This is a genomic window from Amycolatopsis lexingtonensis (assembly GCF_014873755.1).
Classification (GTDB): domain Bacteria; phylum Actinomycetota; class Actinomycetes; order Mycobacteriales; family Pseudonocardiaceae; genus Amycolatopsis; species Amycolatopsis lexingtonensis.
Genome location: NZ_JADBEG010000001.1, coordinates 6,559,089 through 6,581,938, shown reverse-complemented (window position 1 = coordinate 6,581,938; position 22,850 = coordinate 6,559,089). Strand labels below are relative to the sequence as shown.

22 protein-coding genes are annotated in these 22,850 nt (G+C 72.2%); 12 read left to right on the top strand and 10 right to left on the bottom strand.

The features are described from left to right. Nucleotides 1–129 precede the first annotated feature (129 nt). The 4 genes from guaB to H4696_RS29835 all read left to right on the top strand — a co-directional run bounded on the left by guaB (nt 130) and on the right by H4696_RS29835 (nt 3,982). Nucleotides 130–1,641 (top strand): IMP dehydrogenase, encoded by a 1,512-nt coding sequence (gene guaB, locus H4696_RS29850; protein ID WP_192782615.1) that lies wholly within the window; start codon nt 130–132, stop codon nt 1,639–1,641. Nucleotides 1,642–1,715: 74 nt separating this feature from the next. Beyond that, entirely contained in the window at nt 1,716–2,168 is a 453-nt protein-coding gene (locus H4696_RS29845; protein WP_169734804.1) for a DUF3574 domain-containing protein, read from the top strand. A 74-nt stretch (nt 2,169–2,242) separates the two neighbouring features. After that, complete coding sequence (locus H4696_RS29840) at nt 2,243–2,767, top strand: hypothetical protein (RefSeq protein ID WP_086856223.1); 525 nt, start codon at nt 2,243–2,245, stop codon at nt 2,765–2,767. An 81-nt stretch (nt 2,768–2,848) separates the two neighbouring features. Then, nucleotides 2,849–3,982, top strand: coding sequence for a GuaB3 family IMP dehydrogenase-related protein (locus H4696_RS29835; protein WP_086856222.1), 1,134 nt, complete (start codon nt 2,849–2,851; stop codon nt 3,980–3,982). Nucleotides 3,983–4,133: 151 nt separating this feature from the next. On the opposite strand, the gene H4696_RS29830 is transcribed toward H4696_RS29835, so the two are convergent. Next, a complete protein-coding gene (locus H4696_RS29830) occupies nt 4,134–4,334 on the bottom strand; it encodes a DUF397 domain-containing protein (RefSeq protein WP_086856221.1) in 201 nt (66 codons plus the stop codon). Between the two features lie 166 nt (nt 4,335–4,500). Between H4696_RS29830 and H4696_RS29825 the strand changes: the two genes are divergently transcribed. From H4696_RS29825 to H4696_RS29815, 3 genes are all read left to right on the top strand, one after another. Further along, nucleotides 4,501–6,213, top strand: a complete 1,713-nt coding sequence (locus H4696_RS29825; RefSeq protein ID WP_086856220.1) for a GMC family oxidoreductase — start codon at nt 4,501–4,503, stop codon at nt 6,211–6,213. A gap of 10 nt (nt 6,214–6,223) precedes the next feature. Beyond that, nucleotides 6,224–6,934 carry a maleylpyruvate isomerase family mycothiol-dependent enzyme gene (locus H4696_RS29820; RefSeq protein ID WP_249026829.1) on the top strand — a complete coding sequence of 237 codons (711 nt, stop codon included), beginning with the start codon at nt 6,224–6,226 and terminating at the stop codon, nt 6,932–6,934. 99 nt (nt 6,935–7,033) lie between these two features. After that, on the top strand, nt 7,034–8,560 hold the full coding sequence (locus tag H4696_RS29815) for an FAD-binding oxidoreductase (protein ID WP_249026828.1): 1,527 nt from the start codon (nt 7,034–7,036) through the stop codon (nt 8,558–8,560). Here the strand turns inward: H4696_RS29815 and H4696_RS29810 are convergent. Beyond that, entirely contained in the window at nt 8,557–10,002 is a 1,446-nt protein-coding gene (locus H4696_RS29810) for an aldehyde dehydrogenase family protein (RefSeq protein ID WP_086856217.1), read from the bottom strand. The two genes, H4696_RS29815 and H4696_RS29810, sit on opposite strands and share 4 nt — an antisense overlap. A gap of 56 nt (nt 10,003–10,058) precedes the next feature. Then, a complete protein-coding gene (locus tag H4696_RS29805) occupies nt 10,059–11,093 on the bottom strand; it encodes a zinc-dependent alcohol dehydrogenase family protein (protein WP_086856216.1) in 1,035 nt (344 codons plus the stop codon). A gap of 74 nt (nt 11,094–11,167) precedes the next feature. Here H4696_RS29805 and H4696_RS29800 point away from each other — a divergent pair, with 74 nt between their 5' ends. Next, nucleotides 11,168–11,764, top strand: coding sequence for a rhomboid family intramembrane serine protease (locus H4696_RS29800; RefSeq protein ID WP_086856215.1), 597 nt, complete (start codon nt 11,168–11,170; stop codon nt 11,762–11,764). On the opposite strand, the gene H4696_RS29795 is transcribed toward H4696_RS29800, so the two are convergent. Both H4696_RS29795 and H4696_RS29790 read right to left on the bottom strand, forming a co-directional pair. Beyond that, a complete protein-coding gene (locus tag H4696_RS29795; protein WP_086856214.1) occupies nt 11,752–12,183 on the bottom strand; it encodes a hypothetical protein in 432 nt (143 codons plus the stop codon). The genes H4696_RS29800 and H4696_RS29795 overlap by 13 nt on opposite strands. Nucleotides 12,184–12,250: 67 nt before the next feature. Further along, complete coding sequence (locus H4696_RS29790) at nt 12,251–12,796, bottom strand: DinB family protein (RefSeq protein ID WP_086856213.1); 546 nt, start codon at nt 12,794–12,796, stop codon at nt 12,251–12,253. Nucleotides 12,797–12,906: 110 nt separating this feature from the next. On the opposite strand from H4696_RS29790, the gene guaA reads away from it, so the two are divergent. Continuing rightward, entirely contained in the window at nt 12,907–14,463 is a 1,557-nt protein-coding gene (guaA, locus tag H4696_RS29785) for a glutamine-hydrolyzing GMP synthase (RefSeq protein ID WP_086856212.1), read from the top strand. 61 nt (nt 14,464–14,524) lie between these two features. Here guaA and H4696_RS29780 read toward each other — a convergent pair whose 3' ends face one another. Beyond that, entirely contained in the window at nt 14,525–14,767 is a 243-nt protein-coding gene (locus H4696_RS29780) for a hypothetical protein (RefSeq protein ID WP_086856211.1), read from the bottom strand. Beyond that, nucleotides 14,760–16,040 carry a PspC domain-containing protein gene (locus H4696_RS29775; RefSeq protein ID WP_086856210.1) on the bottom strand — a complete coding sequence of 427 codons (1,281 nt, stop codon included), beginning with the start codon at nt 16,038–16,040 and terminating at the stop codon, nt 14,760–14,762. Before H4696_RS29775 ends, H4696_RS29780 begins: the two co-directional genes overlap by 8 nt. Before the next feature lie 134 nt (nt 16,041–16,174). Here H4696_RS29775 and H4696_RS29770 point away from each other — a divergent pair, with 134 nt between their 5' ends. Both H4696_RS29770 and H4696_RS29765 read left to right on the top strand, forming a co-directional pair. Then, the gene (locus H4696_RS29770) at nt 16,175–17,467 is read left to right on the top strand and encodes an ATP-binding protein (protein ID WP_225955843.1); all 1,293 of its coding nucleotides are present in this window, start codon (nt 16,175–16,177) and stop codon (nt 17,465–17,467) included. Between the two features lie 19 nt (nt 17,468–17,486). After that, nucleotides 17,487–18,155 carry a response regulator gene (locus H4696_RS29765; RefSeq protein ID WP_476693080.1) on the top strand — a complete coding sequence of 223 codons (669 nt, stop codon included), beginning with the start codon at nt 17,487–17,489 and terminating at the stop codon, nt 18,153–18,155. Here the strand turns inward: H4696_RS29765 and H4696_RS29760 are convergent. Beyond that, a complete protein-coding gene (locus tag H4696_RS29760) occupies nt 18,152–19,054 on the bottom strand; it encodes an EamA family transporter (RefSeq protein ID WP_192782613.1) in 903 nt (300 codons plus the stop codon). The two genes, H4696_RS29765 and H4696_RS29760, sit on opposite strands and share 4 nt — an antisense overlap. A gap of 104 nt (nt 19,055–19,158) precedes the next feature. Between H4696_RS29760 and H4696_RS29755 the strand changes: the two genes are divergently transcribed. Beyond that, nucleotides 19,159–20,061: a LysR family transcriptional regulator gene (locus H4696_RS29755; protein ID WP_086865731.1), complete on the top strand. Its 903-nt coding sequence runs from the start codon at nt 19,159–19,161 to the stop codon at nt 20,059–20,061. Here the strand turns inward: H4696_RS29755 and H4696_RS29750 are convergent. Both H4696_RS29750 and H4696_RS29745 read right to left on the bottom strand, forming a co-directional pair. Next, a complete protein-coding gene (locus H4696_RS29750) occupies nt 20,058–21,158 on the bottom strand; it encodes a serine/threonine-protein kinase (protein ID WP_192782612.1) in 1,101 nt (366 codons plus the stop codon). The genes H4696_RS29755 and H4696_RS29750 overlap by 4 nt on opposite strands. 13 nt (nt 21,159–21,171) lie before the next feature. Continuing rightward, nucleotides 21,172–22,791 (bottom strand): serine/threonine-protein kinase, encoded by a 1,620-nt coding sequence (locus H4696_RS29745; RefSeq protein WP_086862759.1) that lies wholly within the window; start codon nt 22,789–22,791, stop codon nt 21,172–21,174. Nucleotides 22,792–22,850: the final 59 nt, after the last annotated feature.

Below are 22,850 nucleotides of genomic sequence, written 5' to 3'. Positions count from 1 at the left end.
GGTACCCGGCGGTCGAGACGGCTCGCCCACCGCCCGGGGCGGGCGCGGCGCCCGGATATCATGAGGAGAAGGCTCCGAGTCGCCACAGCGACCCCGCTCATCCCGCGCCAGGAAGGCCCTTCACCCGCTATGACCAGCGACGGCATCACCGCCCCCGTTCCGGCCAAGTTCGCCATGCTCGGCCTGACTTTCGACGACGTGCTGCTGCTGCCGGCCGAATCGGATGTCGTTCCCAGCGGCGTCGACACGAGCTCCCGGCTGACCCGGAACATCACCCTCGGCGTCCCCCTGGTGTCCGCGGCGATGGACACCGTCACCGAAGCGCGCATGGCGATCGCGATGGCCCGCCAGGGCGGCATCGGCGTCCTGCAGCGCAACCTGCCGATCGACGAGCAGGCCGCCGCGGTCGAGGTTGTCAAGCGGTCCGAGGCCGGCATGGTCACCGACCCGGTCACCTGTTCGCCGGACGCGACGCTGGCCGAGGTCGACGCCCTGTGCGCGAAGTTCCGCATCTCCGGCGTGCCGGTCACCGACGCGGCCGGGACGCTGGTGGGCATCATCACCAACCGCGACATGCGGTTCGAGGTCGACCACAGCCGCCCGGTGTCCGAGGTGATGACGAAGCCGCCGCTGGTCACGGCGCAGGTCGGCGTCTCGGCGGACGCGGCGCTCGGGCTGCTGCGCCGCCACAAGATCGAGAAGCTGCCGATCGTCGACGGCGCGGGCAAGCTGCGCGGCCTGATCACGGTCAAGGACTTCGTGAAGACCGAGCAGTACCCGAAGGCGACGAAGGACCCGGACGGCCGGCTCATCGTCGGCGCCGCGGTCGGCGTCGGCCCGGACGGGCACCAGCGCTCGATGGCGCTGGCCGACGCCGGGGTCGACGTGCTGATGGTCGACACCGCGCACGGGCACTCCCGCGCGGTGGTCGAGACCGTCTCGCTGCTGAAGAAGGAGCTGGGCGACTCGGTCGACATCGTCGGCGGCAACGTCGCGACGCGGGCGGGCGCGCAGGCGCTGGTCGACGCGGGCGCGGACGGCATCAAGGTCGGCGTCGGCCCGGGCTCCATCTGCACCACCCGGATCGTGGCGGGCGTCGGCGTGCCGCAGATCTCGGCGATCTACGAAGCCGACCAGGCCGCGCGCCCGGCGGGCATCCCGGTCATCGGCGACGGCGGCATCCAGTACTCGGGCGACATCGCGAAGGCCATCGCGGCCGGCGCGTCCACGGTGATGCTGGGCAGCCTGCTGGCCGGCACCGCCGAGTCGCCCGGCGACCTGATCCTGGTCAACGGCAAGCAGTTCAAGGTCTACCGCGGCATGGGCTCGCTGGGCGCGATGCAGTCCCGCGGCGAGGCCAAGTCCTACTCGAAGGACCGCTACGCCCAGGACGACGTGCTCAACGAGGACAAGCTGGTCCCGGAGGGCATCGAAGGCCGGATCCCGTTCCGCGGGCCGCTGTCGAACGTCGTGCACCAGCTGATCGGCGGCCTGCGCGCGGGCATGGGCTACGCCGGCGCCCAGACGATCGCGCAGCTGCAGGAAGCGCAGCTCGTGCGGATCACCGCGGCCGGGCTCAAGGAGAGCCACCCGCACGACATCACGATGACGGTCGAGGCGCCGAACTACACCACCCGCTAGTCCGCCCTTTCGTTCGTTCCCCTCCGGCCGCCGCGGCCGGGACACTCGGCCGCGGCGATTCGAGGAGGGGACGCATGGCGATGCCACGACGGACTTTGGTGACGGCCGCGGCGGCAGCGCTCGTCGGCCTCGGTGGCGGCATCACGGCGTCCGCCGCCGGCACCCCGGCCGCGCCCGCGTTCGCGCAGGCGCAGTCGCCGGGGGAGGTCTGGAAGCGCACGGAGCTGTTCTTCGGCACCGGCAAGCCGGACGGCACCGAGGTGACCGACAAGGAGTTCGCGGCGTTCTCCGACCGGGAGATCACCCCGGCGTTCCCGGACGGCTTCACGCGTCTCGACGGCAGCGGCCAGTGGCGGGGCGGGTCCGGCGCGATCGTGCGGGAGCACACCCACGTGATCGTGCTGCTGTACCCGTTCGCCGACCGCGCGGCCGAGCGGGAGATCGAGGAGATCCGCGCCGATTACCGGAAGCAGTTCGAGCAGGAGTCAGTGCTGCGTTCGGACTCCGTCGAGCGGGTCTCATTCTGAGTTATGGTGACATAGAGTGCTTACGGTGATCGGCCTATCGCCTTGCGTGGCCGTCGTAGTGTGCACTGGGGGGCATGACGGTCGGCCGCTTGACGCGGGTGCTGCGCGCGGTGTTCTTCACGGCCGTCGCGCTGGTGTCGTTGTTCCTCGGCGGCATCGTCTGCCTGATGTGCCAGGTGCTGGCCGGGCGGGACGCGCCGACGTACCGCGTCGAAGGGTTCGTGGTGTCCCACGAGCGCGGCGCGCTCCCGGTCGGCGGGGAGGGCGGGCTCAGCCACACGCTCTCGATCGTCGCGGGCGGGCGGCAGTACCACGTCACCGCCGTCGACGCGGGCCTCGACCTGCCGGCCGGCCAGCCGGTCGTGCTCGACGTCTCCACGGCGGACGGCGGCATCGCCTACCTCCGCGCGGGCGGCGGCGTGGTCGACCTGCGCCCGGGCGTCGTCCGGCCGGTCCTGCTGATCGCCGCGGCCCTGCTCGCGCTGGGCGCGGTGTACTTCGGCGCGGTGCGGCTCAACGTCTACCCACCGGTGGCGACCTGGCTGGCCTTGGCGCTGGGGGCGGCGCTGGCGCCGATCGCGGTCTTCGTCCGCGTGTAGTGCCACCCCCGTGCGCAGGTCACCCACGCGGACTAGCGACAATGGGGCACGGCAGATTGTCGTCGTCGGAGGAGGCTTCACGTGCGGGACCTGGTCGAGATCGGGATGGGCCGCACCGCGCGGCGGGCGTATGACCTCGACGACGTCGAGATCGTGCCGTCACGGCGGACCCGGTCGTCTTCGGTGGTGTCCACCTCCTGGCAGATCGACGCCTACCGCTTCGACCTGCCGCTCGTCACGCACCCGACGGACGCGATCGTCTCGCCCGGCACCGCGGTCGCCGTCGGCGAGCTGGGCGGGCTCGGCGTGCTCAACGCCGAAGGCCTGTGGGCGCGGCACGCGAACGTCGAGGACGCCATCTTCCAGCTGGTCCGCGCGGCCGAGGACCTCGAAGACCCGACCGCGGTCGGCCGCGTGCTGCAGGAGCTGCACGCCGCGCCGATCCGGCTCGACCTGCTGAGCGAGGCCATCAAGACGGTCCGCGAATCCGGCGTCACGGTGGCCGCGCGCGTCAGCCCGCAGCACGCCGCCGAGCTGACCCCGGACCTGATCGCGGCCGGCGTCGAGATCCTGGTCGTGCAGGGCACGATCATCTCCGCCGAGCACGTGCAGCGCGACGCCGAGCCGCTGAACCTCAAGGAGTTCATCGGCCGCCTCGACGTCCCGGTGATCGCCGGCGGCGTCAGCGACTACCGCACGGCGATGCACCTGATGCGCACCGGCGCCGCCGGCGTCATCGTCGGCCACGGCTACACGCCGGGCGTGACCAGCACCGACCGCGTCCTCGGCATCGGCGTCCCGATGGCGACGGCCATCATCGACGCCGCGGCCGCCCGCCGCGACTACCTCGACGAGACCGGCGGCCGCTACGTCCACGTCCTCGCGGACGGCGGCATGACGACCTCGGGCGACATCGCGAAGGCCATCGCGTGCGGCGCGGACGCCGTCATGCTCGGCTCCCCGCTGGCCGCCGCACAGGACGCGCCCGGCCAGGGCCTGTACTGGACCGCGGCGGCCGCGCACCCGTCCCTCCCGCGCTCGCGCGTGGCGGCGGGCCCGGACTACGCGGTCGACCTCAAGACCCTGCTGTTCGGCCCGTCGTCCGACGCGGAGGGCGTGGTGAACCTCTTCGGTGCCCTGCGCCGCGCGATGGCGAAGACGGGCTACTCGGACCTCAAGGAATTCCAGCGGGTGGGCCTCACCGTCCGTCGGTGAGCCCCCTCCCGGCGCTTGCGGCAGTGTGGGGGCGGGCGTGCCGGGCGGCATCGCAGCCCGCCGCGATGCCGCGGATGTGGGTGGCCGGTCGCGAGGCAGCGCGGTCTCCTGCCGAACCTCAACGTGGCAATCAGCGCGGCTAGGGTGGGCCTCACCGTCCGTCGGTGAGGTGGTCGAGGAACGCGGCGAAAGCGGTCCTGGAGAAGACGAGCACCGGGCGGGCGGCCAGCGCCGCCTGCTTGGTGTCCCGCACGCCGACGACGCCGGGACCGGTGCCGACCTCGACGCAGGCGTTCTCCTCGAAGTGGCTGTGGCTCGACTTGCGCCAACCGGTGAGCTTTCGTGGGCTCATCGTGGTGCCTCCTGGGATCGTGTCCCGACCGGCGGTGCATCGCCGACGTGGACATCGAGCACTTAGATAAGTACCCACCAAGAGCGTTCCTGTAAGCGTCCAGAAGGGTGACCGGCCAGTAACTTACCTCTGGTCAGAACGTGGACCCCGGGTTACGCTCCCAGGTGTGACTGCCAGTAACACCACCACCAGTGCGGGTGGCCCCGACTACGACGTCGTCGTGGTGGGGTCGGGGTTCGGCGGCAGCGTCGCGGCGCTGCGGCTCACCGAGAAGGGCTACCGGGTAGCCGTCGTAGAGGCCGGGCGGAGGTTCGCCGACGACGAGTTCGCGAAGACGTCGTGGGACCTCAAGCGCTACCTGTGGGCGCCGCAGGTCGGCTGCTACGGCATCCAGCGCATCCACATGCTCAACGACGTCATGGTGCTCGCGGGCGCCGGCGTCGGCGGCGGATCGCTGGTTTACGCGAACACGCTGTACCGGCCGCTCAAGCCGTTCTACCGCGACAAGCAGTGGTCCCACATCACCGACTGGGAAGCCGAGCTCGCGCCGCACTACGACCAGGCGAGCCGGATGCTGGGCGTCGTCACGAACCCGACGATCACCCCGTCGGACGTCGTCATGCGCGAAGTCGCGAAGGACATGGGCGTCGCCGATTCGTTCCACCCGACGCCGGTCGGCGTGTACTTCGGCAAGCCGGGCGAGCGTGCGAAGGACCCGTACTTCGGCGGCGCCGGCCCCGAGCGCGTCGGCTGCACCGAGTGCGGCTCGTGCATGACCGGCTGCCGCGTCGGGGCGAAGAACACCCTGGTCAAGAACTACCTCTACCTCGCCGAGCAGGACGGCGCGAAGGTCATCCCGCTCACGACGGTGACGTCCGTGCGCCCGGTCGAGGGCGGGTACGAGGTCGACCTGAAGAAGACCGGCACGACGTCGAAGAAGTTCCGCACGACGATCACGGCCGAGAAGGTCGTCTTCGCCGCGGGTACCTGGGGCACGCAGAACCTGCTGCACAAGCTGAAGGACACCGGCACGCTGCCGAAGCTGTCCCGCCGGCTCGGCGAGCTGACCCGGACGAACTCCGAGGCCATCATCGGTGCCGCCCGGACCGACGTCGACGAGAGCCGGAACTTCAGCCGCGGGGTCGCGATCACGTCGTCGATCCACCCGGACGAGAACACCCACATCGAGCCGGTCCGCTACGGCAAGGGCAGCAACGCGATGAGCATGCTGCAGACGATCGCGACCGACGGCGCTTCGCCGGTGCCGCGCTGGCGGCAGGCCGTCAGCTTCATGGTCAAGCACCCGATCCAGACGGCGAAGCTGCTCAACGGCTACCGCTGGTCCGAGCGCACGGTGATCCTGCTGGTGATGCAGAGCCTCGACAACTCGATCACGACGTACACCCGGCGCGGGCTGTTCGGCCGCCGCAAGTACACGTCGAAGCAGGGGCACGGCGAGCCGAACCCGAGCTTCATCCCGGCCGGCCACGAGGCCAACGAGCGCACGGCCGACCACATCGGCGGCATCGCGGGCGGCACCTGGGGCGAGATCTTCGACATCCCGCTGACGGCCCACTTCATCGGCGGCGTCCCGATCGGCGCCACCGCCGACGAGGGCGTCATCGACCCGTACCACCGCGTGTTCGGCTACCCGGGCCTGTCGGTGGTCGACGGTGCGGCGATCACGGCCAACCTCGGCGTGAACCCGTCCCTGACGATCACGGCACAGGCCGAGCGGGCGTTCTCGTTCTGGCCGAACAAGGGCGAGGCGGACCAGCGACCCGCACAGGACGCGGGTTATGTCCGGCTGGAGCCGGTGGCGCCGAAGAACCCCGCGGTCCCCGCGGAAGCACCCGCCGCGCTGCGCCGATCCTCCTAGACTCGACGCCGTGACGACGGCATCCGAGAAGGCACACGCGCTCCTCGACGGAGTTCGCAAGCTCGACGACGAATGGGCCAGGGCCATCGGTGGTCTCGGCGAACCCGAACTGCGCGCGCCCAGCGCGTTGCCCGGCTGGTCGCGGGCGCACGTGCTCGCCCACCTCGCCCGCAACGCCGACGGCCTCAAGAACCTGCTGACCTGGGCGGACACCGGCGTCGAGACGCCGATGTACCCCAGTGCCGAGGCGCGGGACGCCGACATCGAAGCCTGCGCGCAGCACCCGGCCGCGGATCTCCTGGCCGACTTCGTCGCGTCCGCCGGGCGCTTCGAGCAGTACGCCGCGGCGATGCCGGACGACGCCTGGGCGCGCGAGGCCCGCAACCGGCAGGGCGTGCCGGTCACCGGGACCGTCGTCGCGCGGATGCGGTTGTCCGAGCTGACCATCCACCTCGCCGACCTCGACCGCGGCTACGACCTCGATCGCGTGCTCGGGCTGCTCGGCCCGCTCACCGACGACGTCGTGCAGCACGCCATCACTTCCCGCGGCGCGCACCTGCCCGCGGTGCGCCTGGTCGCCGACGGTTTCGAGTGGACGATGGGCGCGGCCCCGGGCGCGACCGTCGCCGGCACCGCCGGGCAGCTGCTGGCCTGGCTCAGCGGGCGCTCCGACGGCGCGGAGCTGGACGGCACCGTGCCGCGGATCCCGGCCTGGTCCTGAACGCCGGGCCGCCGCGGTACGTGTACCGGGTGGGGCGCCGAGGTGTTGCCGCCCGCCCGCCGACCTAGACTGGGCGTCCCGGCCCCCGAGGAGTCCGCTGTGGACAGTGAGCACGACCAGGCGCAACCCGCCGGACGGCCGCGCGTCCACCCCCTTGTGGACAGAAGGACGTTCCTCCGGGTGGCGGGGGTGTCGGCGGCCGGTGCCGTCGCCGCCGCGTGCGGGCCGGGCGGCACGCCGTCGCCGGTCGCGTCGAGCGCGCCGCCGCCCACTACGTCCGGGCCGCCGACCTCGCGGCTGCCGACCGGGCCGCCGAACTGGGACGACCTGCGCAGCCAGCTGAGCGGGAACCTGCTGCGTCCGGGCGCCGACGGCTTCGACTCCGCCAAGCGCGCGTTCAACCCGCTCTTCGACACCCGGAACCCCGTCGCCGTGGTGACGGCATCGACGCCGAAGGACGTCCAGACCAGCGTCAAGGCCGTGGCCGGGCGCGCGAGCATCGCCGCGCGCAGCGGCGGGCACAGCTACGCCGGCTACTCGGTGCCCGAGGGCGGGGTGATCGTCGACGTGGCCGGGCTGGACAAGATCGACGTCCAGGGCAGCCAGGCCGTCATCGGCGCGGGCGCGAAGCTCAAGGACGTCTACGCCGCGCTGGGGCGGGCCGGGCGCGCGCTGCCCGCCGGGTCCTGCCCGACGGTCGGGATCGCCGGGCTGACCCTGGGCGGCGGCATCGGCGTGCTCTCCCGCAAGTACGGGCTGACCTGCGACCACCTCAGTTCCGCGCAGGTCGTCATGGCCGACGGCCGGGTGCTCAAGGCGGCCGCGGACTCCGAGCCGGACCTGTTCTGGGCCCTGCGCGGCGGGGGCGGCGGCAACTTCGGCATCGTCACCGAGTTCACCTTCGACACCGACCCGGCGCCGGACCTGACGGTCTTCTCGCTGCACTTCCCGGCCGGGTCCGCGGCCGACGTGCTGGCCGCGTGGCAGCAGTGGATCGCCGCCATGCCGCCGGAACTCTGGGCGAACTGCGTGATTTCGGGCGGCTCGCCGGTGCAGTGCCGCGTCGGCGGCTGCTACGTCGGCGGGGCGTCCGGGCTGAACACCCTGCTCAACAACCTGACCACCAACGCCGGCGCGCGGCCGACCCAGCGCACCGTGAAGAGCCTCGACTTCCTCGGCGCGATGAACTACTTCTCCGGCAGCTCGAACCGGCAGTCGTTCGTGGCGTCGTCGCGGATCATCACGAGCCCGGTGGACGCCGCGAAGGTCGTCGCGCTCGCCGACGGCCGCGCCGGCACCGACCTGCTCATCGACGGGCTCGGCGGCAAGGTCGGCGAACCGGCGAAGAACGCGACCGCGTTCTGGCACCGTGACGCGCTGGCCAGCGTCCAGATCTACGCGCCCGCGACGGCGAAGACGCAGGAGAAGGTCGCACAGTCGGTGGGGGAGGTCGCCGCCGGCCTCGCCGCGGCCGGTGCGGGCGGCGGGTACGTCAACTACATCGACCCGGCCCTGCCCGACTGGAAGACCGCCTACTACGGCGACAACGCGCAGCGGCTGCAGGACGTCGCCAAGAAGTACGACCCCGACAACGTCTTCCGGTTCGGGCAGGGCGTCGTCGCTTAAAGGTCGATGCCGGTGAAGACCGTCACGCGCTCCTCGGTCAGGTCGTGCATCGCGGCCAGCACGCCTTCGCGGCCGACACCGGAACCCTTCACGCCGCCGTAGGGCATCTGGTCGGCGCGGTAGGACGGGACGTCGCCGATGATCACGCCGCCGACCTCGAGCTCCGCCGAGGCGTGGAACGCCAGCTGGACGTCGGTGGTGAAGACGCCGGCCTGCAGGCCGTACGCGGAGTCGTTGACCGACCGGAAAGCCTCGTCCACACCGTCCACAACGGACACCGCGAGCACCGGCCCGAAGATCTCCTCGCGCCAGGCCTTGGTGTCCGGCGGGACGTCGGTGAGCAGGGTCGGGGCGACGGTGGCGCCGTCGCGGGTGCCACCGGTGAGCACCTTCGCACCCGCCTCGACGGCTTCGTCGACCCACGCGACGATCCGTTCGGCGGCGGCTTCGTCGACGACCGGGCCGACGTCGGTGTGCCGGTCGTAGGGGTCGCCGGTGCGCTGCGATTCGACGGCTTCCAGCAGCGCGGGCACGAACTCTTCGGCCACCGCGGCGTCCACGATCACCCGCTGCACCGCGATGCAGGACTGCCCGGCTTGGTAGTTGCCGAAAGTCGCGATGCGGTGCGCGGCGCCTTCGGGGTCCGGCCAGTCACGCAGCACGACGGCCGCCGCGTTGCCGCCGAGTTCGAGCACGACGTGCTTGCGCGGCGCCGCGTCCTTCAGCGACCAGCCGACCGGGCCCGAGCCGGTGAACGACACGACGGGCAGCCGCGGGTCGGCGACGAGCTGCTGCGTCTCCTCGTTCCCCAGCGGCAGCACCGAAAACGCGCCCTCCGGCAGGTCCGTCTCGGCCAGGATCTCGCCGAGGATCAGCGACGACAACGGCGTTCGCGGCGCGGGCTTGACGATGATCGGCGCGCCGATCGCCAGCGCGGGCGCGACCTTGTGCGCCACCAGGTTCAGCGGGAAGTTGAACGGCGCGATGCCGAGCACCGGCCCGCGCGGGACGCGGCGGGTCAGCGCCAGCCGCGCTTCGCCCGCGGGGTCGGTGTCGAGGCGCTGGACGTCGCCGGTGAACCGGCGGGCCTCCTCGGCGGCGATGCGGAACACCGAAACCGCGCGCTTCACCTCGGCCTCGGCCCACTTGAGCGGCTTGCCGTTCTCCGCCGTGATCACCTCGGCGATCTCCTCGGCGCGCCCGGCGAGCACGCGCGAGACGTGGTCGAGCGCGCCCGCGCGAACGTGCGCCGGCGTGCCGCGCAGCTCCTTGGCGACCGACACCGCGGCCGAGACGGCGCGCTCGACCTGCTCCGGCCCGGGCACGGCGACCGTGGCGACCTCGCTGCCGTCGTACGGGTGGTGCACGACGAGGGTGGTGGCGCCCGCTTCGGGGCGGCCGGCGATCCAGGCGGGGCGCGGCTCGGGCGTGATCATGTCCATGCCCACCAACGTAATCCGGATGGGAACCCTCGAAAGAACATCCCCACCCGGACGGGTCACGGCTTGATGAGCACCTTCAGCGCTTCGCGGTCCGCCATCGCGCGGTAGCCGTCCGGGACACCCTCGACGTCGATGGTCCGGTCGAAGACGCGCCCCGGCCGGTACTTGCCGTCGAGGACGTCCGGCAGCAGCTCGGGGATGTAGTGCCGCGCGGGCGCGACGCCGCCGGTGATGGTGACGTTGCGCCGGAACACGCCCACGCCGGCGGGCGCGTCTTCGTACTGCGGCAGGCCGACGCGGCTGACCGCGCCACCCGCCCGCACGACCCCGACGCCCATTTCGAACGCGCCTTTCGTGCCGACGCACTCGAGAACGGCGTGCGTGCCCTGGCCGTTCGTCAGCTCGCGCACCTTCTCGATGCCCTCGTCACCGCGCTCGGCGACGACGTCGGTCGCGCCGAACTCGCGGCCCAGGTCGGTGCGTGCCCGGTGGCGTCCCATCAGGACGATCCGGTCGGCGCCCAGGCGCTTCGCCGCGAGGACGGCGGAAAGCCCGACCGCGCCGTCGCCGATCACGGTGACGTTCTGGCCTTCGCTCACGCGCGCCTTCACCGCGGCGTGGTGGCCGGTGGAGAAGACGTCCGACAGCGTCAGCAGCGACGCGAGCAGGTCGTCGTCCTCGGTGTGCGGCAGCTTGACCAGCGTGCCGTCCGCCTGCGGCACGCGCACGGCCTCACCCTGACCGCCGTCGACGCCCTTCGCGCCCCAGCCGCCGCCGTGCAGGCAGGACGTCTGGAGGCCTTCGCGGCAGAACTCGCAGGTGTTGTCGGACCAGACGAACGGCGCGACGGCGAGGTCGCCCTTCTTGAGGGTGGTGACGTCGGCGCCGGTCTCTTCGACGACGCCGAGGAACTCGTGGCCGATCCGCCGCCCGTGCTCGCGCGGCGGCATGTCGGCGTAGGGCCAGAGGTCGCTGCCGCAGATGCAGGACCGCACCACCCGCAGCACGACGTCGGTCGGCTCGACCAGCTTCGGGTCCGGAACGGTCTCGACCCGGACGTCGCCGGCGCCGTAGATGACTGTCGCTCGCATACTGGGGCCTTCCCTGGGCTGAACGTGACAAACGTCGGGGGTGCGGCGGCGGGGACGCGCCTAGATTTTCGTCCATGAGCACGCGCGCCGCATCCCGCAACCCGTTCGCGGCCCTCGCCGGCGCCGCCCGCCGCCCGTACCTGACGGCCGCGGTGTTCGCGGTGACGCTGGCGTGCGGGATCGCGCAGCTGCTGCACTCGCCGCTCTACGACCACGTCGTCCGCGACGCCGTCCGCATCGACGACGGCGAGTGGTACCGCCTGGTGACGGGCATGTTCTTCCAGGACGCCTGGGCCTTCGGCCTGGTGTCGAACCTGCTCTGGCTGGCGGTGTTCGGCACGCTGGCCGAGCGCGTGTTCGGCCGCGCCCGCTGGCTGGTCCTCTACTTCGGCTGCGGCCTCTTCGGCCAGTTCACGAGCTACGTCTGGCTCAACCCGGTCGGGGCGGGCAACTCGATGTGCGTCGCGGGCCTGCTCGGTGGCCTGGCCGCGGTCGTGATGGTGGCTTCGCGCCGCTACGGCGTGGTGCTGCCGGTCCAGTTCCGCGTCCTGGCGTTCGCGGTGCCGGTGCTGGCCGTGGTGGACACGCTGGTGCACGACAACCACGGCGTCCCGGCCCTGCTCGGCCTGGCCCTCGGCTTCCTGCTCCTGCCACGACGTCAGTCGGGGTAGCGCCCGCCGAGCCGGCACCAGTGCGCGACCAGGTGCGGCTGCGGCGGCACCGCCAGGAGCTCGGCGAGGTCCAGTTCGGCCTGGCGGGCCGCCCGCTCGGTGCGTTCCCACTCCAGGTGCTCGTCCACGCTTTCGCACTGCTCCGCGCGGGCCTGCGCGGCGGCGATCCGTTCGCACCGCAGCTCGTCGGCCCGGCCGAGGTCTTCGGTGTGCCGGGCGTCCAGGATGATCCCGCTGCCCGAGCGGGCGCCGTAGCGGAGCGCGATCCGCAGCAGGTCGGTGCTGAACGCACGGGTCTCGGCGGGCACCCACGACAGCCGTTCCCAGTCTGGCGGGGGCTGGTCGTCGGCGCGGCAGACCACGTAACCGGGCACGTCGCACCAGGTCAGGGCGCCTTGCGGGCGGAGTCGGTAGAGCATGCGGGTCCCCCTCGGAAGCCAACCTCGATACCCGTGAATCGGGCCGACGGTGACTCCCCGTTACAGCTCACCGATGGCGATAGAGGTCGCGCAGCAGCAGGACTTCGGCGCAGTGGTGGATCATCTCGCGGTGGATGTGGAGCACCAGCGTCGCCATCGGGTACTCCGCATACGGGCCTTCGGCGGGGCCGCACGGCCGCGCGAGCGCCTCCTCGTCGAGCGAGCGGACGCCGGCAACCCACCGGGCGTAGTACTCGTCCAGCAGCGCCAGCGCCTCCCCGGCGGTCCCCGGGTACGGGTAATCGTCGTAGGTCATCGCCGGGCCGCCGAAGTGCGACGCCGTCCGCATGCCCAGGACGCCGACCAGGATGTGGTTGAGCCGCCACGCGATCGTCGTGACCGGCGGGGGAGTCGGCTCCGGGAAGGCGAAGTCGATGGTGAACGGCCCGGTGCCGGGTTCGTCGTCCGACTTGCGCGGCCGCACGGTCCAGCAGCCCGTGACCGGCTCCCAGAAGTACTCGTCGTCGGTGAGCCCCTCGAGCTTCGGGCGCGTGTGGACGTTCCAGTGGAAGTCGAGCTGGTCGGTAAGTTCCTTGGTCCAGTTCACAGCCATACCGGGGACCGTAGGCCTGATCGCGGACAGGGGCGGCCCTGAATCGGGAGTGACCGGGCCCACCTGGGACGATGGACTCCGATTCCCGCTTCTCGCCAGGAGGTCGCCAGGTGCCCAGTCCCACCGGTCCGGTTCTCGTCGTGGACTTCGGGGCGCAGTACGCGCAGCTGATCGCCCGGCGCGTCCGCGAGGCGCAGATCTACTCGGAGGTCGTGCCGCACACCGCGTCCACCGAAGAGATCCTCGCGAAGAACCCCGCGGCCATCATCCTTTCCGGCGGCCCTTCGAGCGTGTACGCCGAAGGCGCGCCGGGCATGGACCCGAAGCTCACCGAAGCGGGCGTCCCGATCTTCGGCATCTGCTACGGCCACCAGCTGCTCGCCAGCGCGCTCGGCGGCGTCGTCGAGCCGACCGGCGTCCGCGAGTTCGGCCGCACCGAGGTCCGCGTGACCGGTGACGGCGGCGTCCTGCACGCCGGCCTGCCCGCGCACCAGCCCGCGTGGATGAGCCACAACGACAGCGTCACCAAGGCCCCGGAAGGCTCGGTCGTCACCGCGTCCTCCGACGGCGCCGAGGTCGCCGGCTTCGAGGACGTCGAGCGCCGCTTCGCGGGCGTCCAGTACCACCCGGAGGTGGCGCACTCGCCGCACGGCCAGGAGGTGCTGCGCCGGTTCCTGCACGACATCGCCGGCATCAAGCCGCAGTGGACGACGTCGTCGATCGTCGAGGAGCAGATCCAGCGGATCAGCGACCAGATCGGCGACGGCCGCGCGATCTGCGGCCTCTCCGGCGGCGTCGACTCCGCCGTCGCGGCCGCGCTCGTGCAGCGGGCGATCGGCGACCGGCTGACCTGCGTGTTCGTCGACCACGGCCTGCTGCGCGCGGGGGAGCGGACCCAGGTCGAGCGCGACTTCGTCGCCGCCACCGGCGTCAACCTGGTGACCGTGGACGCGCGTGACCGCTTCCTCGACGCGCTCGCCGGCGTCACCGACCCGGAGCAGAAGCGCAAGATCATCGGCCGCGAGTTCATCCGCGTCTTCGAACAGGCCGAGCGCGACCTCAAGGCCCAGGGCGACTACAAGTTCCTGGTCCAGGGCACGTTGTACCCGGACGTCGTCGAGTCCGGCGGCGGTGAGGGCACGGCCAACATCAAGAGCCACCACAACGTCGGCGGCCTGCCGGACGACCTCGAGTTCGAGCTGGTCGAGCCGCTGCGGCTGCTGTTCAAGGACGAGGTCCGCCGGGTCGGCCTGGAGCTGGGCCTGCCCGAGACGATCGTGCAGCGCCAGCCGTTCCCCGGCCCCGGCCTCGGCATCCGGATCATCGGCGCGGTCGACGCCGAGCGCCTCGAAACCCTGCGCGCGGCCGACCTGATCGCCCGCGAGGAGCTGACGGCGGCCGGGCTGGACCGCAGCATCTGGCAGTGCCCGGTGGTGCTGCTCGCGGACGTCCGCAGCGTCGGCGTCCAGGGCGACGGCCGGACCTACGGGCACCCGGTGGTGCTGCGGCCGGTGTCGTCCGAGGACGCGATGACCGCGGACTGGACGCGGCTGCCCTACGACGTCCTGGAGCGGATCTCCACGCGCATCACCAACGAGGTGGCGGAGGTCAACCGGGTGGTGCTGGACGTGACGTCCAAGCCGCCGGGCACCATCGAGTGGGAGTGAGTCCACTGTAGACAAGGCTCGAGGCCCCGGCGTGGGATCCGGGGCCTCGAGGGTTTTTCTTTCAGCGCCGGCGTTTGCCGCCGAACGACGCGCCGAGGAGCAGCAGCCCCACGAACACCGCGCCGCCGGCGATCACCCAGCGGAAGTCGAACGAGGGCAGCCAGCTGGCGCCGTCCGAGAGGACGTAGGCCGACACGAGCAGCGTCGCGATCCCGACGATCAGGGTGAAGACGTTCACGCCGCCGCGCTTGGCGGGCTGGGTGTCCGCCGGTTCGTCGTAGACGTAGGGGTTCTGCTCAGCCACGTCGCACCTCCACGCTGCCCACGCTGTTGTCCACCTTCAGGGTGATCTTCTGGCCGCCGACGCCGTCGGAGCCGTTGTCCGTGCCCTTGAGCGCGCCCTGGCTGATGCCGTCGGTCGAGCGGTCGAAGCACTCGGCCGAGCCGGCGCCGGTGTGGCACTCGTAGGTGACGTCCGCGTTCGCCGGCACGATGACGGTGCTGTCGCCCGCGCCGTTGGAGATCGTCGTCGAGTACGGGTCGCCGGCGGGCAGCTTGCTCAGGTCGAGGTCGATGTCGCCGGCCGCGTGCTGGTAGAGCGGCTGCACGTCGGCGATCGTGGCCGGGTTCGGCTTGATGTCGCCGACACCGCCGCGGAAGTCGAGGTTCTCGAACGGTGCCGTCGTCAGGATCATCCCGACGATCGCCAGCGGCACCGCGAGCCCGATCAGGCCGCCCCCGCCGCGGGCGAAGGCACCGGCGACCAGGCCGATGCCGACCACGCCGAGCACGAGCCCGATGATGTGCTGCGCGGAAAACCAGTCCACGCCGTTGAGGTTCAGCAGCACGCCGGCGCCGGCGGTCAGCACGGCGACCGCGAAGGTCACCGAGCCCACCTTGGAGTGCGGCCGCCGCTCAGGCGCCCGGTAGGACGGCGGCGGAGTCGGCTGCGGCGGCTCCGCCGGCGCGTCGGGCAGGTCCCAGCCGGCCGGGTCGGCGGCGAGGGGGTCGAACCCCCGCGCCGGCGACGGCGCCTCGGCGGTGTCGGTCATGGTGAAGGCTCCGTTCCCGGTGAAGGCCTCGCTCCGCGTCCGCAGCACGACCGGCGCCGGCCGGTTCAGGTGCCCGCGGCTGCGGTGCAGCAGGTAGAGGGCGGTGGAGATGAGCGCGAAGCCGATCAGGCCGCCACCGTCGAACCAGGTGGAGCTGAACATCCCGCCGGCACTGACGACGGTGAGCACGGCCAGCACGACGGCGAAGGCGGGCGACACCGAGGACCGGCCGCGCCCGATGAGGCTCTCGAAGCCGGACACCTCGTCGTTTTCGCCGGGCAGGAACAGCCACGCCAGCAGGTAGAAGGTCAGGCCGAAGCCCCCGAAGATCGTCGCGACCACCAGCGCGATCCGCACGACGACGGGATCCACCCCATACCGGTACCCGAACCCGGCGGCCACCCCGGCCACCTTCCGCCCCGCCTGCGGCCGCCGCGGCCGGCTGGCCCAGAAGTCCTTGACGGTCTCCTCGAAGCCGTTCAAGACCCCCGGCTTCGAGGACCGGCTTTCGCTCGCACCACTCATACCGAGAAGCATGCGGCACCGGCGGCGGCGGGACATCCGGGATGGTCCCTGAGGTTTCCCCGGTCCCGGATCCCGGGCCCGGGCCGGTGGATCAGGGGTTTCCCCGATGGAACCCCAAGCCCCAGCGTGTGACCATGGACGGCGTGCAGGACTCCCTCGACCTCGTAGCCACCGACCAGGCGGTCGTCGTCCCGGAAAAGCCCAAGATGTTCCGGCGGCGCTCCGGGCGGGCGATCGCCGGGGTCGCCGGCGGGCTCGCCGATCACCTCGGGGTTCCGGTCCTGTGGGTGCGGACGGCCTTCGCGCTGCTCGCCGCGCTCAACGGGGCCGGGTTGCTCGCCTACGGGCTGCTCTGGGTGTTCGTGCAGCAGCAGTCCCAGGAAGCCGCCGAGGCGCCGACGCCGAAGGAACGGCAGCAGGCGTTCGGCCTGATCGCGCTGGGGGTCGGCCTCGCTGTCGCCAGCGGGACGCTCACCGGGTTCATCAGCGGCTGGGTCGCCGTGCCGCTCGCCGTCGCCATGCTCGGTCTCGCGGTCGTCTGGCGGGAGGCCGACGAGTCACAGCGCCGCCGTTGGCGGGTCGGGGCGAAGGACGGCTTCGCGGGCGCCTTCCTCGGTGGGGGCGGCTGGTCGGCCGCCATCCGGATCGTCGCCGGCGTCGCGCTGGTGATCACCGGCATCACCGTCGTCGTGCTGCGCAGCGGCACCCTCGACCAGGTCCAGTTCGCGCTGATCGCGGTCCTCGCCACGCTGATCGGCGTCGCCGTGCTGACCGTGCCGTTCTGGCTGCGGCTGGTCCGCGACCTCTCCGACGAGCGCAAGGCCCGCATCCGCACCGACGAACGCGCCGAGATCGCCGCCCACCTGCACGACTCCGTGCTGCAGACCCTCGCGCTCATCCAGAAGCAGAGCGAGCAGCCCCGCGAGGTCGCGCGCCTGGCCCGCAGCCAGGAACGCGAGCTGCGCGGCTGGCTCTACGGCCCCAACGGCTACGGCAAGCCGGTCGAGAACGAAGAGGAAGCCACCGGCCAGCTGTCCGAAGCGCTCGCGACGGCGTGCGGCGAGGTCGAGGACACCTTCGCCATCTCCGTCGGCCAGGTCGTCGTCGGCGATGCGGAACTCGACGAGTCGCTGGTCGCGCTCGTCCAGGCCGCCCGCGAAGCCATCGTCAACGCCGCTAAGCACGCCGGCGTCGAGGAGGTCAGCGTCTTCGCCGAGGTCGAGCCGACGGCGGTGACGGTGTTCGTCCGCGACCGCGGCAAGGGCTTCGACCCCGACCTCGTCCCGGACGACCGCCACGGCCTCGCCGACTCGATCCGCGGCCGGATGACCCGGCACGGCGGCACCTGCAAGGTCCGGACCGCGCCGGGCGAGGGCACCGAGGTGCAGCTCGCCATGCCGGTGAAAGCGGGCAAGGGAGCGGCGTGAGGCGGCTATGCTCGACGACGTGACGGAAAGCCAGCGTGAACCGGTCAAGGTGTTCCTCGTCGACGACCACGCGCTGTTCCGCGCGGGGGTGCGCACCGAGCTCGACTCGATCACCGACGAGGTCCGCGTCGTCGGCGAGGCCGGTTCGGTCGCCGAAGCCGTCGCCGGCATCGCGCGGACGAAGCCGCAGGTCGTGCTGCTCGACGTGCACATGCCCGACGGCGGCGGCGCCGAGGTGCTGCGCCGCGTCCGCCCGGAGCTGCCGGACGTCGTCTTCCTGGCGCTGTCGGTTTCGGACGCCGCCGAGGACGTCATCGCGGTCATCCGCGCCGGCGCCCGCGGCTATGTGACGAAGACGATCTCGTCGAAGGAACTGGTCCGCGCGGTGGTCCGCGTCTCGGACGGCGACGCGGTGTTCTCCCCGCGCCTGGCCGGCTTCGTCCTGGACGCGTTCGCCGACCGCCCCGGCTCGGCCCCGATCAACGACCCCGAGCTCGACCTGCTGACGCCCCGCGAGCGCGACGTCCTGCGGCTGCTGGCCCGCGGCTACGCGTACAAGGAAATCGCGTCGGAGCTGTTCATCTCGGTGAAGACGGTGGAGACGCACGTCTCGAGCGTGCTGCGGAAGACCCAGCTGTCGAACCGCTACGAGCTCTCCCGCTGGGCTTCCGACCGCCGTCTCGTCTAGACCCGTTCCAGCACCGGCTCCACCGGCACCCGCTTCGGCAGCCGCGTCAACGCGACGCCGCCGAGCACCACCACCATGCCCGCGATCACCCGCAGGTGCAGCTGCTCGCCCAGGAACAGCGCCCCCAGCAGCACCGACACCACCGGCAGCAGGTAACCCACCACCGACGCCGCCACCGCGCCCTCGCTCGCCAGCAGCTGGTAGTTGAGGGCGAACGCGAAGCCCGTCGACCCGATCCCCAGCACCAGGATCGCCAGCAGCGGCCCGGGGGACACGTGCACCGGCGTGAGCCCGCCGACCGGCAGCGCCAGCACCAGGAACCCGCTCGCCAGCAGCATCTGGCCCGCCGCGGTCGCGTACGGCGACAACGACGAGTCCGACAGGTACTTGCCCTCGTAGACGAACGCGAAGCCGTAGCTGGCCGCCGCCGCGAGGCACGCCAGCGCGCCCCAGCTCAGCAGGCCCGACGCCTGCCACGGCGCGAAGATCAGCAGGATCCCGCCCAGCCCGATCAGCAGGCCCGCCAGCCGCGCCCCGGTCATCCGCGACGACGTCCCCATCAGCGGCGCCGCCAGCAGCACCCACAGCGGCGTCGTCGAGTTCAGCACGCCGGTGATCCCCGAATCGACCGTCGTCTCGCCGATGGCGAACAGCAGGAACGGCAGCGCGTTGTGGAAGAACGCCGCGACCGCCAGGTGGCCCCACATCCGGCGGTCGCGCGGCAGCCGCGCCCGCTGCAGCCGGCACAGCACCAGCAGCATGGCCGCGCCCAGCACGAGCCGCGCCAGCACCAGCTGGACCGGTGAGAACATCCCCAGCCCCAGCTTGATCCAGAAGAAACTCGAGCCCCACATCAACGCCAGCGCGCCGATCCTCAGCAGGGTCTTCGTCTCGCCCACCCCAGGCCTCCTTCGCCGATCAAGCGCCAGCTTCGCCCGCGCCAGACGTAAGGACAAGCGAAAATAACTGCAGGAACACTTAAGCCCAGCTGTAAGATCCGGGCATGCTCGACGTCCGCCGCATGCAGGTACTCCGCGCCGTGATCACCAGCGGGTCGATCACCGCCGCGGCCCGCAACCTGGGCTACACGCCGTCCGCGATCAGCCAGCAGCTTTCCGCGCTGGAACGCGAAGCGGGCACCGAACTCCTCGAACGCGTCGGGCGCGGCGTCCGGCCGACCCCGGCTGGCGCGCTGCTGTCCGAGCACGCCGAGACGCTGAGTACCGAGCTGGCCAAGGCCGAGGCGGCGCTGGCCGAGCTCAAGGAGGGCCGCACCGGCCGCGTCTCGATCCGCTACTTCGCCACGGCGGGCGCGTCGCTGGTGCCGCCCGCGATCGCCGCCGTCCGCCGCGAGCACCCCGGCGTACACCTCGACCTCAAGCTCGTCGAGCCCGACGACCCGATGACGGACGTCGAAGCGGGCAACGCCGACGTCGCGATCACCGTCTTCCCGCGCCGGACTCCGCCCGCCAAGGGCGTGGAGCTGGTGCACCTGCTCGACGACCCGTACCGCGCGGTCCTGCCGAAGACCCACCCACTGGCCCGCAAGCGCGTGCTGGACCTGACGGACTTCGCCGAGGAGCCGTGGGTCGGCGTCGACGGCCTGCCCGGCATCTGCCGGGACATCCTGGACAGCGCGTGCGCGTCCGCCGGGTTCGCGCCGAACGTCGTCGTCGAGTCCGAGGACTATCAGACGGCGCAGGGGTTCGTCGCCGCCGGCATCGGCGTCGGTCTCATCCCGGAGCTCGGCCTCGGCGCGCAGCACCCCGGCGTCGTCGTCCGCCGGATCCGGAACCCGGAGCCGGTCCGCACGATCCACGCCGCGGTCACGTCGCGCGCCTGGGGCCACCCGGCCGTCCGCACGCTGCTCGAAGCCATGCGCGCGGCGACCGCCAAGGTGGCTTAGACGAAGAACAGCTCCGAAACGAGGATGCCGACCAGCACCGCCGCGAGGATCGCGGCCACGGTGATCAGCGTCTTCTTCGACACCGGCAGGTTCCACGCCTCGGCCGGCCGGGCCGCGGGCGGGGGCGGCGGCGCGTACTGCGTTGCTTGCGGCGGAACCGGCTGCATCCGCTGGGTCGCTTCCGCGCCGGCGTAACCGGGTGCGGGCGGCGCGAGCGGGATCTGCTGCTGGAACTGCGGACCCGACGGCGGCATCGGCGGGGCGGCGGGCGCCAGCCCCGGGTTGAACGGCGGCGGCGGGGGCGGCGGCATCCCGGGCGCGGTCGGCGGGATGAACGCCGTCTCGCGGCCCTCGGTGATCGCCTTCAGCGAGCGGACGGTGTCCGCCATCGTCGGGCGCGTGGTCGGGTCCGAGCGCAGCATCTTGCGCAGCGCCTCGGTGAGGACGCCCGCGTTCTGCGGCGGGCGCTCGGACGACTGGCCGTCGTCGCCGAACGGCGGCACGCCTTCGACCGCGGTGTACAGCGTCGCGCCGAGGGAGAAGACGTCCGCGGCCGGAGTCGGCGGCAGTCCCCGCGCGACCTCGGGCGCCACATACGCCGCGTGGGGCCCGCCGCCGCTGATGCCGATGTCGGTGAGCTTCACGCCGCCGTCGTCGGCCAGCAGCACCGTGCCCGGTTCGAGCGTGCGGTGGACGAACCCGGCGGTGTGGATCGCGGCCAGCGCGTTCCCGAGCTGGATGCCCAGCGCCGCCGCCTGGTCCGAGGTGAGCCTGCCGTGCTCGGCGAGGAACGTCGCCATGCTGCGGGACGGGATGTACTCCATCACGAGCCAGACGTCCTGGCCCTCCGGCAGCACGTCGAACACCTTGATCGCGCACGGGTGCTCGATCCGGGCCGCGTCCTTGCCCTCCTGCATGGCGGCCGCGCGCGCCTGCTCGGCGCGGTCACCGCCGCCGACCGGCAGGTACATCCGCTTCATCGCGACGGTGCGGAACAGCCGCGTGTCGAACGCCAGCCACACGATGCCCGCGCGGCCACGGCCGATCGGCTGGTCCAGCCGGAACCGGCCGCCGACGATGGTGCCTTCAGAACTCAAGTCGGATCCTCGGTCACGTGCCGGCCGGGGTGGTGGTGGTCGGCGTCACGGGAGTGGTCGGCGTCGTTTCGACGGGGGTCGTGTCCGGCGGCGTCGACTTGGGCGTCGTCTTCGGAGTCGTGGTCCGCTCCGGCTCGGTGGCCCGCGAGGTCGTCTTCTTCGACGAAGACGTCTGTTCCTCCGTGCTCGACGGCAGTTCGACCGTGCTGGTCGGCACGTCCGTCGTCGACGGCAGCGACTCCGACGTCGCGGCGGGCGTCGGCTTGCTGCTCGACACCGGCGCGGCCGGCGCCTCCGGGTTGTTCGGGCTCAGCAGCCAGACGACGAGGGCGACCAGGCCCACGACCACGACGCCGCCGATGATCGCCGGGCGCTTCCACGCCCCGGGCTTCTCGTCGTCATCGTCGGGCCGCGTCTGCGGGCGGGGCCGCGGCGGGGGCGGCGGGGCCGGCTCGTCGTCGTAGTCGTCGTACTGGTCGTCCGCGTACGGGTCCTGGCCGTGCGGCGGCACCGCCACCGCGCGGGTCGCGGCCAGCCCGGGCGGCACGCCGCCGTGGCGGTTGTCCTCGGGGTAGTGGTCGTACCCGTCGTAGTCGTCTTCCGGGTAGCCGGTGCCCTCCGGGTAGTCGTCCTCGTCGTAGTACGGGACGGCCTGGGTCGGCGCCTGCCCGTCGAGCAGGCTGCCCGAGTGCCCGGCGGGGATCTCGTCGAACATCTGGGTCGCGTTGGGGTCCGCGACGGCGGCCGCGCCGAGGACACCGGCGGCCGGCGCCAGCATGGTGTCCTCCGCCGGGCCGCCCAGCGGCGTCTCGCCGCGCGCGACGGCCGCGAGCAGCTCCTCGCACTCCTCGGCGGTCGGCCGGTGCTCGACGTCCGGGTGCAGCAGCACGGCCAGCACACTGGCCAGCGGCCCGGACTGGCGCGGCGGGTTGATCTGCCCGGCCGCGACCGCGTGCAGCAGGCTCAGCGTGTTTTCGGACAGCCCGAACGGCGGCTGGCCCTCGCACGCGGCGTACAGCGTGGAGCCGAGCGAGAAGACGTCGGACTCCGGGCCCGGGTCACCGCCGATGGCGACCTCGGGGGCCAGGTAGGCGGGGGTGCCGGCGATCATCCCGGTCTTGGTGACCGTGACGTCGTCCTTGGCGCGCGAGATGCCGAAGTCGGTGATCTTCACGGTGCCGTTGCCGGCGAGCAGGATGTTGCCCGGCTTGATGTCGCGGTGGACGATGCCGACCGCGTGCGCCTCGCGCAGCGCCGCGGCGACCTGGGCGCCGATGCGCGCCACCTCGGTCGGCGGCAGCGTGCGGCGTTCCTGCAGCACGGCGGCCAGGCTGGTGGAGTTGAGGTACTCCATGATCAGGCAGGGCTGGCCGTTGTCGTCGGTGACGACGTCGAACACGGAGATCGCGTTCGGGTGGTGCAGCCGCGCCGCGATCCGGCCCTCGCGCATGGTGCGCTGCCGGGCGTCTTCCTTGTCGTGCTCGTCCAGGTGCGGCTGGAGCAGGAGCTGCTTGATCGCCACGGTGCGGCCCAGGACCTCGTCGTGCGCCTGCCAGACGGCCCCCATCGCGCCCGTGCCGATCCGGCCGACGATGCGGTACCGATCGGCGACCAGACGACCCTCGTCGCTCACGCGACCTCCCTTTGGGCTCCGACTTCACCAGGGCGTGAGGATAGGTGCCTGGTGACGCG